Raw genomic sequence first — 9,346 nt, 5'->3', positions numbered from 1 at the left:
TTCGCCAGATCAGACGCAGGCAGGAAAAATTCATCAACGGAAACTTCCAGTAATGAAACAAGGTCATAGAACACCTGTAAACTTGGGTGCTGCCCCTTATTCTCGATATTTGTTAGGTAACGAGGGTTATTTTCAATCATTGCTTTCACCTGTTCACTAGTCAAACCTTTGTTCATACGAGCTTTTTTTATGGTAAGATCAAAAGCTCTAAAATCGTATTTATCTTCTTTTTTACGCATATATGATCACCACATTTTATTATTTCTAATGATTTTCTAACAGGTACAGTAAAACGTATTGTAGGACTTGTGTGTTTCTAGTAGTATAGTACAATTATAAAAAGTATTGATTTTCCCTTGACCTTATAGCGCACTATAAAGGGTAAGATACTAATAGAAAGAGGTGGAACAGATGTATAGAATAGGTGAATTTTCTAAAATAACAGGCTTAACAACACAAACACTACGATATTATGACAGTGAAAAAATTTTATCTCCCTCTTACAGAAATGAGGAGAATGGTTATCGTTATTACAATGCAGAGGATATAAAAAAAGCGGAGTTTATCACTTGGTTAAGAAAATTTAATTTTTCCATTATGGAAATGAAAGATGTTCTTTCCAACATGAAAACACAAGAAGATTTTAATGATTTTATCGTGGAAAAAATTTCTTTAGTAGAAAAAAATATTAAAGAACAGCAAAGTTTGATTAAAGAGATGAAAACCTATTTAATCCTGTCCCCTCTGGAAAATAAGGAGGTCAAGAATATGTGTTACAAAGTTAATTTTACAGAATTGGATTCTAAGTTAGTTGCAACCATTCGATTTAAGGGGAAATATTGCGAAATTGGTGATTATTTTTCTAAATTATTTGAATATGCAGGAGAAAAAGTAACAGGTGTTCCATTCACTTGTTATTATAACTTGGAATATGCAGAAATAGCAGACATGGAGGTTTGTGTCCCTGTATCCGCTCCTGTATATGGACAAGATATTCAAACTCGAACAGTTGAAAGTGTAACAGCAATCGGTGTAAAACACATTGGAGCGTATGAGAACTTAGGTTTAGCGTATCAATCGTTGTTTGATTATGCACATGAACATAACCTAGAATATTTTGCTCCAATTATTGAATTTTACGATAAAAGCATGGGATATACATTAAAAGGGAATCCCGATAAATATGAAACACGAATTTATCTACCGGTAAAGGATAAGTAGCATTTTGAATAAAATTTGATTATAATCGACAATTTTAATTTTCGAAATCGCTTTTAAAATTTTATTTAATATAATTGAATAAGGACTCTATTAATGAGGTGAATATAATTTAATGTCTAATAAATTGTATTCGCTTCATTTCATACCTTTTTATCATATTTATTAATTTGATTTGTTTTTCTTAATTAAAATAATTTATTGATTAGCAGTAAGTAATCGCTTTTTTGCTTGTAATATTTTTTGTATTTGTGTTGATAGAAATTTTTTGTGGTGTCAATAATAGATTAAATAAATGTTATAACTATGCTATAATGAGTAACAAGGAGTTGAGGCTAATGGAACTGAATAAGTTGCTTTTATATGGTGAATCGTTAAATACTGAGTTCAAAGAAAAACTTCCTGATAAAAGTATAAAATATATGAAATCTATTGTTGGCTTTGCAAATGGATCAGGAGGAAAAATAATATTTGGAATAGCCGATACAACAAAAGAAGTTGTAGGGATTGATAAAAACAGTGTATTTAAAATTATGGATAGTATTACTAATGCAATTTCTGATTCTTGTGAACCTACAATTATTCCAGATATATCATTTCAAACTGTTGATGATAAAACAATTATTATTGTTGAGATTGAAGCTGGCAAACAACGACTTTATTTTATTAAATCCCTTGGAAAAGAAAATGGAGTTTATATAAGAGTGGCAGGCACAACAAGACCAGCAGATTTATATATGATTAAAGAGTTAATGTTTGAAGGAAATAATCGCTGCTATGATCAATCCATATATTTAGGTGAGGAAGTAACAAAAGAAGAAATAAATGAATTATGTCAATCTTTAAAGCAAACTGCTATTAGTAATGCTCGAAGTGACGAAGAAAAAAGAAGAGTAAAAGATGTAACCATCCGCCAGCTACTTTCATAGGGTGTTTTAATTGAAAGAGAGGATAAATTATTTCCGACCAATGCTTATACTATATTAACTGGCACAAGTAATGTTAATTACTCAATTCAATGCGGATTGTTTAAAGGAACAACAAAGGCAATATTTATTGATAAAAGAGAATTTAATGGACCAATCCAAAAACAAATAGAGCAGGCATATCAATTTGTACTTCGTAATATTCGTTTAGGTGCTAAAATCGAAGGTATTTATCGTGAAGATATTTATGAAATACCACCTGCAATTATTCGTGAGTTACTTATTAACTCAGCGGTTCATCGCTCATATCTAGATCATGGAAATATCCAAGTTGCCATTTATGATGATCGTTTAGAAATAACTTTTCCAGGTAAATTACCATTGGGACAAACAATCGAAAAAATGAAACAAGGATATTCTAAAATAAGAAATGAAGCACTTGCAAATACTTTTTCGTATATAAACTTAATCGAACATTAAGGCAGTGGGATTCCCCGTATCATTCAAGGTGCAAAAGAAATGGCATTAAAAGAGCCTGAGTTTATTGGTGGGGATGTTGATTTGAGGATTAACATTTATAGAAGTAGTGAAATAGATACCAAAAATAATGAGAATGGCACTAAAACTGGCACTAATGGCACTAAAACTGGCACTAATGGCACTAAAACTGGCACTTATAATAAAGATTTAACACAAGATGAATCAAATTTATTGCTTTTAATAGATAAATTCCCAACTTTAACACAAAAAGAATACTCTGAAAGATTAAATATTTCTTTAAGAACTTTAAAACGTATATTTTCAAATTTACAAAAAAGAAGGGATAATAATTCGTGAAGGTTCAAAGCGTAAAGGAAAATGGTTAATTCTTTAGTTTAAATTTTGGATTACAAAATTATTTGTAAACTAATAAACGAAATGTACACAAATACAGAAATTGTTTAGACTATTGTATCCAAAAAAGATTTTAAAACCTGCTATTATGAATAGAATTCAAGAAAACTGGATAAAATAATCTTTGATATTTCTAAATTACTAGCATATAATAATAGAAAACGAGGCGTATGGTCTCGTTGCGGGACCTTCCATGCCCGCTTTTTATTTATCTAAATTAATAAAAACAAAGTAAAATTTATAAGAGGTTATAACGAAATAGAGTAAATCCACTCTAAAATAATTACAACTTTTTTGTTTTAATTCACTTTTGGATATTCATAAATTTTATACGAATATCTTTTATTTTTAGGCAATATAAAAACTATCTCCTGGTATCTTATAAATGACTCATGTAGTTAGTCATTTGCAGTATATTTTTCCTTTCCAATTAACCAAGTTAACTTGGTTGAAATTAAAATTATCTGTAAAATATTGAATTATGTGAATGTGGATTTGTAACTCTCCTTGTAGCTTTTTCCAAAAATGAAAGAACAACTTTTAAAACAAACACTCAAAAGTGTTAGCAAACCTGCTTCCTTGAAAAGTCTTTATAAAGTATCGAATTGAAGTCATGAAGAAAAATAGTTCTTCTTTTTAGCTAGGATAGAAATGTCAGAATTAAAAAAGTTAAAAATATAGAAAATCAAGGCTTTCAGCGTTGTTTGTGGTATCCCAAATTGAAGACGAATCTAATTATTCGTAAACTGATAAAAAGAATATAAACAATAAATATATTGAAAAGGAATAAGTTTATTTATAATAAAATTGAATTAAAAAATAAGATCCAGGACAGGTAGCTAAATGCTAAGCGTACTGTGAGTACGTTGTCTCCTGAGTTTTCTTATAATAAGGATAGGTAGATGTTGAACTATATGATTTATAAATGTTATTAAAAAACAATTACTGCCATTTTACTGCCAAAGTCAATTTTTAATAAAAAAACCGCATGAAACTGCGGTGTTTAGCTAATATGGCCTCCCCTGGGGGAATCGAACCCTCAATTAGTCCTTAGGAGGGACTTGTTATATCCATTTAACTAAGAGGAGGTTTATATAAAATAGATTTTTATAAGTAAAATTTCTTTTAAATTTTAACATTACTCAGCTTAAAAAGCAAATAATTATAATACTTTATTAAAAAGTGCTATAATAAATAAAAAGACAGGAGTTGAGAAGATGAGTAAAATTGTTGAAGTATGTTGTGGGAGTTATTATGATGCTTTGCAGGCCCAATACGGGGGTGCAAGAAGAATTGAATTAAACAGTGCTTTACATCTTGGGGGATTAACACCGTCGTTAGCTACATTGTTGAAAGTTAAAGAAATGACTGATTTAGAAGTAATCTGTATGGTTAGACCCCGTGGAGCTGGATTTTGTTACAGCGATGAAGAATTTGAAGTAATGAAACTTGATGCCGAGATTTTATTGGATAACGGGGCCGATGGAATTGCTTTTGGCTGTTTGAATGAAGAAGGGGAAATTAATATTGTTCAAACTAGACAAATGGTTGAATTAATTAAGTCATATCATAGAACAGCTGTATTTCATCGGGCTATTGATTGTGTTTTGGATATTGATGAAGCCATGAATATTTTGATTACAATTGGAGTTGATCGTATTCTTACTAGCGGTTTACAAGAAAAAGCCTATCAAGGACGGAGAATGATCAAATATTTGCAAGAAGCTTATGGCGATAATATTGAAATATTACCTGGAAGTGGGATCAATGTTCAAAATGTTGAAGAATTAATAACGTTTACGGGGGTAAATCAAGTTCATAGTTCTTGTAAGACCTGGCTGTTAGATCCAACAACCCATTTAAATAATGCTAATTTTGGATATCATGATGATGACTACGAAGCGGTTAGTTTTGAAATTGTTGAAGCAATGGTTAATTTAGTTGAAGATTAAGTTAAATCTCGTCACAAATTTGTGATGAGGTTTTATTTTTTTTAGGTTATGGTATAATGGAAACAAGGAGTGATTGGATGCGTTTATTTAACGATGATCAAGAAATGATGAGATATCTTAAATCACGATTAATTATATCTGGATTTACGGTAACTTTAATATTTTTGTTATTTAATTTAGGAACGATTTACGAAATTATTAGTCAAATTATTGGCTTATTTAAATATTTATTTATTGGAACTGTAATAGCTTATATTTTAAATCAGCCAATGAAATTAATTGAAAGCCAAATCATAAAAAGATGTAAAACTAATAGTTTTTGGTATCAAAAAAAACGAGGTTTATCAATTTTTATTACATTAATTTTATTTCTATGTTTAGTAATAACAATTGCGAGTATCATAATTCCTAATATCATTGATAGTTTGATTTTATTGATGAGTAATATTTCTTATTTTGTAAAATCAGTATTTTATAATATTGATCGCATGCTTTTATATTTTAAAATTGATTTTAAAACCACAGATATTACCAGTATCAATGAATTTATGAATATGCCTTGGCAAAATGTAGTCAAAGGGGTATTGGATTTTTTAACTAAAAATGCTGATGGCTTAATGGTTAATGCTACTAATTTTTTATCAACCTCAGGAGTAGTTTTTACAAGTTTTATTTTTTCTTTATATTTACTAGGTAATAAAGAAAAATTCTTACGACAGTTTCGAAAATTAATTGGAGCAATTTTTGGTTATAAAATTACTAAAGTTATTTTTGATTATGCTCATAAAACAAATATCGTTTTCTCTAATTTTATTAGCGGTCAATTAGTTGAAGCCTGTATTTTATGGATATTATATTATGTTACCATGCGTTTATTTGGTTTCCCTTATCCGGAATTAATCGCAACAATTATTGCGTTATTTTCATTTGTACCATTTTTTGGACCAATTGCAGCTATGTTTGTCGGTGCTTTTTTGATTCTATCCCAAAGTGCTTTTAAAGCTTTTTGGTTCATGGTTTATTTTCAAGTTTTATCCCAGATTGAAGATAATTTTATCTATCCGCGAGTTGTCGGCGGTTCGGTTGGTTTGCCGGGCATTTGGGTCTTACTTTCAATTTTTATTTTTGGTGATTTATTTGGAATCTTTGGAACCGTCATCGCAGTGCCGTTAGCTGCTTGTTTATATTCATTAACTAGTGAATTAGTTAATCTGGTTTTGAAAAAAAGAAAACTAAAAATTACAGAAACAACCATTGAACAAGAAACATAACTTGTAAAGCAGGTTATGTTTTTAGATTAGGAGGACTTATGGAATCAATAACGATAAATGCCCAAAGTGATAATTTACCACTGGCAACAATTATATCTTGTCCCCAAAAACCAGTTGCTATTATCCAAATCGTTCATGGAATGTGTGAACATAAAGAACGGTATTTAAAGTTTATTGAATATTTAAACCAAAATCAAATGGGAGTAATTATTCATGATTTACGCGGGCATGGTGCTAGTATTTTAAAAGAAGATGATCTAGGTTATTTTTATCAAAAAAGCAGTGATGTTTTAGTTGCAGATGTTTATCAGTTAACTTGTCTAATAAAGCAGCGATATCCAGATGTTCCACTATTTTTATTTGGTCATTCAATGGGTTCATTGATTGTTCGTAATTATCTTTATCAATATGGCCATAAAATTGATGGCTTGATTGTTTGTGGTTCACCATCAAAAAATAGATTTGCAAAAGCAGGAAGATTATTTTGTTTATGTTTAAGTAAGGTAAAAGGGGATCATTATCGTAGTAAGTTAATTAGGCAGCTTTCAATTGGGATGTTTAATCGGGGATTTAAAGAAGCTAATAGCTGGATTTGCAGTGATGAACAAGTTGTCAAGCAGTTTAATGAGGATAAACTGTGTAATTTCAATTTTACCTTAAATGGTTATTATAATCTGTTATCATTAATGATCACTGCCTATCAAAAACAAAACCATCAGGTTAATAAACAGTTACCGATTTTGTTTATTTCTGGTGAAAATGATCCCTGTCTAATCAATCAAAAAGCTTTTAATCAGGCAGTTAAGCATTTATACAACCTAGGTTATACCAATATAAAAAGCAGGTTATTTAAGCAAATGCGTCATGAAATATTAAATGAAAAAGATAAACAGACAGTTTATCAGGAAATTATTAATTTTATCAATCAAAATAAGGAGTAGAAAGATGGAAAAATATCAATATAGTTATGGTAAAGAAGATTTTGAAGATGCGAAAATGATTCGCCAAAAAGTTTTTGTTGAAGAACAAGGATTTAATAATGAGTTTGATGAAATTGACAAGCATGCTTATCATTTAGTTATTTATCTTGATGATCATCCCGTAGCTACTGGAAGAATGTACCAGCAGGACAAGCAAACAGTTATTTTTGGCAGAATTGCTGTATTAAAACAATATCGTAAACTTGGTCTTGGCAGAAAAGTTATTGAAGGATTAGAAAAAAAGGCAAAAGAATTAAATTTTAAACAGGCCCATCTATCCGCCCAGATGCAGGCAAGTAAATTTTATGAAAAACTAGGATATTGTTGTTATGGTGATCAATACTATGATGAATGGTGTTTACATATTTCAATGAATAAATGCTTATAATCATAGCTTTTATTGACTTATTGTTCAAGATTACTATAATTAAATAGTAAGAGGGCTTAAAAGATGAAAGATGAAACAAATTTTTTTAGTATACCAAACTGTTTATGTTATTTTAGGATATTATTAATACCAGTATTTTTATTAGTTTATTTTTATGCAGATTGGCAACATCATTATTTGATTGCGGCGTTGATCTTGGTTTTATCAGGATTTAGTGATTTTTTAGATGGTTTTATTGCGCGTAAGTATAATATGGTTACTGATTTTGGTAAGCTGATCGATCCGATTGCTGATAAATTAACGCAATTTACGATTGCTATTACATTATTGTTTAATTATCCCCTTGCCTGGATCTTATTAATAATTATTGTTTTAAAAGATGGAATGTTAGGATTAGTGGGATTATATTTATATGACTATGGTCTTCGAATTAAAGGAGCTTCCTGGTGGGGGAAAGTAGCCACCGCATATTTTTATTTCGTGGTGATCATTTTAATTGGTTTTCATATTCCCGATACATTAATGAGTCAGATCATGATTTTTAGCAGCAGTGCATTGATGTTGTTATCATTTGTATTATATGCAAAGGAATTAAGACAAATGATCAAAGATAAGGATAAGTTACGTGATGAACAAAAGAACGATTAAAGAAGAATGTTATATTGATATGCTTGAAGATGAAATCAATAGTGTTGAAGCAGTGTTAAATTATATTGATAAATTAAATAAAAAAATGGGTGTCTTTGATGAAGAAGTAATTCAAAAAGATTTGATTAGATCTTATTTTGATTTAGAATTAGCTTTAGCTAGTCTATGTATCTTGCTTAGAAAGATGTCTGAAAATATGTTTATTTATATCGATGAAGAAATTCGCCGGGATATTAATAGCATTATTCATTCAAATAAATTTGAATATCATGATCATGAAAAAATATATGTTTATTCGAAAAAAGGAAAAGAACCGATTGAGTTAAATCGATTGATGCAGTTTGCTCGTTCAATTCTTTAATCGACAAATTCGTTTTATTGCCTTTGTTATGATATAAAGGGTGATAAAAAATGGATTTCAAAAAAAATGCGGGAATTGTTTTAATTGTTTTAGGAATTATTTTGACGATGGATCGCACCCAGGATTTTCAGGGAATTGTAGCGACGATTGCTTATTATATAAAAGGATATTGGCCGTTAGTGCTATGTTTTTGGGGAATGTATATTTTAAGTTCCCCTAAAAAGAAAAAGTGATTTGCAACTATTGATTTAACTATCAATAGTTGTTTTAATTTATTGATTATTACTAGTAAACAAGTTATAATTGTCATGAAAGCGGAGGATATATAGATGAAAAAAAGACCTATTGTATTATGTATCATGGATGGATACGGAATAAGTGAAAGAATTGACGGGAATGCAGTTAAACTTGCCAATACCCCAAATCTTGATGATTTAATGGCTATTTATCCAACAACAACAATTAAAGCTTCAGGAATGCCAGTTGGTTTACCTGATGGACAAATGGGTAATAGCGAAGTTGGGCATTTAAATATTGGTGCAGGTAGAACTGTATATCAGTCATTAACTTTAATTAATAAAGCAGTTGGTGATGGAACATTCTATCAAAACGAAGAATTCTTAAAAGCAATTAAAAATGCTAAAGATAACAATACTAAATTACATATTTGGGGATTATTATCTAATGGTGGGGTTCATTCTTCTAATG

Annotated in this window: 12 protein-coding genes, 1 tRNA gene and 1 pseudogene; 12 read left to right on the top strand and 2 right to left on the bottom strand. The window is 29.7% G+C overall.

Translation table 11 applies throughout. From position 1 onward, the window contains the following. The coding region (locus tag J7M77_RS02750; protein ID WP_296875722.1) for a helix-turn-helix transcriptional regulator at nucleotides 1-239 on the bottom strand (239 nt) is incomplete at its 3' end. Nucleotides 240-411: 172 nt separating this feature from the next. Here J7M77_RS02750 and J7M77_RS02745 point away from each other — a divergent pair. The 4 genes from J7M77_RS02745 to J7M77_RS02730 all read left to right on the top strand — a co-directional run bounded on the left by J7M77_RS02745 (nucleotide 412) and on the right by J7M77_RS02730 (nucleotide 2,981). Then, on the top strand, nucleotides 412-1,221 hold the full coding sequence (locus J7M77_RS02745; RefSeq protein WP_296875720.1) for a MerR family transcriptional regulator: 810 nt from the start codon (nucleotides 412-414) through the stop codon (nucleotides 1,219-1,221). A 335-nt stretch (nucleotides 1,222-1,556) separates the two neighbouring features. Beyond that, nucleotides 1,557-2,147 (top strand): helix-turn-helix domain-containing protein, encoded by a 591-nt coding sequence (locus J7M77_RS02740; protein WP_296875717.1) that lies wholly within the window; start codon nucleotides 1,557-1,559, stop codon nucleotides 2,145-2,147. A 96-nt stretch (nucleotides 2,148-2,243) separates the two neighbouring features. Next, nucleotides 2,244-2,624, top strand: a complete 381-nt coding sequence (locus tag J7M77_RS02735) for an ATP-binding protein (RefSeq protein ID WP_296875715.1) — start codon at nucleotides 2,244-2,246, stop codon at nucleotides 2,622-2,624. 39 nt (nucleotides 2,625-2,663) lie between these two features. After that, a complete protein-coding gene (locus J7M77_RS02730; protein WP_296875713.1) occupies nucleotides 2,664-2,981 on the top strand; it encodes a winged helix-turn-helix transcriptional regulator in 318 nt (105 codons plus the stop codon). Nucleotides 2,982-4,051: 1,070 nt separating this feature from the next. On the opposite strand, the gene J7M77_RS02725 is transcribed toward J7M77_RS02730, so the two are convergent. Further along, a tRNA-Arg gene (locus tag J7M77_RS02725) sits at nucleotides 4,052-4,126 on the bottom strand. 129 nt (nucleotides 4,127-4,255) lie between these two features. On the opposite strand from J7M77_RS02725, the gene J7M77_RS02720 reads away from it, so the two are divergent. The 8 genes and pseudogenes from J7M77_RS02720 to J7M77_RS02685 all read left to right on the top strand — a co-directional run. Then, nucleotides 4,256-4,990 (top strand): copper homeostasis protein CutC, encoded by a 735-nt coding sequence (locus J7M77_RS02720; protein WP_296875711.1) that lies wholly within the window; start codon nucleotides 4,256-4,258, stop codon nucleotides 4,988-4,990. 77 nt (nucleotides 4,991-5,067) lie between these two features. Then, complete coding sequence (locus tag J7M77_RS02715) at nucleotides 5,068-6,261, top strand: AI-2E family transporter (protein ID WP_296875709.1); 1,194 nt, start codon at nucleotides 5,068-5,070, stop codon at nucleotides 6,259-6,261. Nucleotides 6,262-6,299: 38 nt separating this feature from the next. Next, on the top strand, nucleotides 6,300-7,202 hold the full coding sequence (locus J7M77_RS02710) for an alpha/beta fold hydrolase (RefSeq protein WP_296875707.1): 903 nt from the start codon (nucleotides 6,300-6,302) through the stop codon (nucleotides 7,200-7,202). A gap of 4 nt (nucleotides 7,203-7,206) precedes the next feature. Continuing rightward, complete coding sequence (locus J7M77_RS02705; protein WP_296875705.1) at nucleotides 7,207-7,629, top strand: GNAT family N-acetyltransferase; 423 nt, start codon at nucleotides 7,207-7,209, stop codon at nucleotides 7,627-7,629. Nucleotides 7,630-7,692: 63 nt separating this feature from the next. Continuing rightward, complete coding sequence (locus tag J7M77_RS02700; protein WP_296875702.1) at nucleotides 7,693-8,277, top strand: CDP-alcohol phosphatidyltransferase family protein; 585 nt, start codon at nucleotides 7,693-7,695, stop codon at nucleotides 8,275-8,277. Further along, on the top strand, nucleotides 8,258-8,638 hold the full coding sequence (locus J7M77_RS02695) for a hypothetical protein (protein WP_296875700.1): 381 nt from the start codon (nucleotides 8,258-8,260) through the stop codon (nucleotides 8,636-8,638). The genes J7M77_RS02700 and J7M77_RS02695 overlap by 20 nt, the downstream gene beginning before the upstream one ends. A 50-nt stretch (nucleotides 8,639-8,688) precedes the next feature. Continuing rightward, nucleotides 8,689-8,871 carry a hypothetical protein gene (locus J7M77_RS02690; protein WP_296875698.1) on the top strand — a complete coding sequence of 61 codons (183 nt, stop codon included), beginning with the start codon at nucleotides 8,689-8,691 and terminating at the stop codon, nucleotides 8,869-8,871. Nucleotides 8,872-8,967: 96 nt separating this feature from the next. Then, a pseudogene (locus J7M77_RS02685) lies at nucleotides 8,968-9,346 on the top strand (2,3-bisphosphoglycerate-independent phosphoglycerate mutase); the annotation flags it as partial.

The sequence above is a fragment of the Thomasclavelia sp. genome, from assembly GCF_017889095.1.
GTDB lineage: Bacteria > Bacillota_I > Bacilli_A > Erysipelotrichales > Coprobacillaceae > Thomasclavelia.
Note: the sequence above shows the minus strand (reverse complement) of the source record. Positions and strands in the feature narration are given on the sequence as shown.

What these genes read in the sequence shown, in the direction of transcription:
- J7M77_RS02745 (WP_296875720.1), top strand. Translation starts at nt 412, where the DNA reads ATGTATAGAATAGGTGAATTTTCTAAAATAACAGGCTTAACAACACAA.
- J7M77_RS02740 (WP_296875717.1), top strand. Translation starts at nt 1,557, where the DNA reads ATGGAACTGAATAAGTTGCTTTTATATGGTGAATCGTTAAATACTGAG.
- J7M77_RS02730 (WP_296875713.1), top strand. Translation starts at nt 2,664, where the DNA reads ATGGCATTAAAAGAGCCTGAGTTTATTGGTGGGGATGTTGATTTGAGG.
- J7M77_RS02720 (WP_296875711.1), top strand. Translation starts at nt 4,256, where the DNA reads ATGAGTAAAATTGTTGAAGTATGTTGTGGGAGTTATTATGATGCTTTG.
- J7M77_RS02715 (WP_296875709.1), top strand. Translation starts at nt 5,068, where the DNA reads ATGCGTTTATTTAACGATGATCAAGAAATGATGAGATATCTTAAATCA.
- J7M77_RS02710 (WP_296875707.1), top strand. Translation starts at nt 6,300, where the DNA reads ATGGAATCAATAACGATAAATGCCCAAAGTGATAATTTACCACTGGCA.
- J7M77_RS02705 (WP_296875705.1), top strand. Translation starts at nt 7,207, where the DNA reads ATGGAAAAATATCAATATAGTTATGGTAAAGAAGATTTTGAAGATGCG.
- J7M77_RS02700 (WP_296875702.1), top strand. Translation starts at nt 7,693, where the DNA reads ATGAAAGATGAAACAAATTTTTTTAGTATACCAAACTGTTTATGTTAT.
- J7M77_RS02695 (WP_296875700.1), top strand. Translation starts at nt 8,258, where the DNA reads ATGAACAAAAGAACGATTAAAGAAGAATGTTATATTGATATGCTTGAA.
- J7M77_RS02690 (WP_296875698.1), top strand. Translation starts at nt 8,689, where the DNA reads ATGGATTTCAAAAAAAATGCGGGAATTGTTTTAATTGTTTTAGGAATT.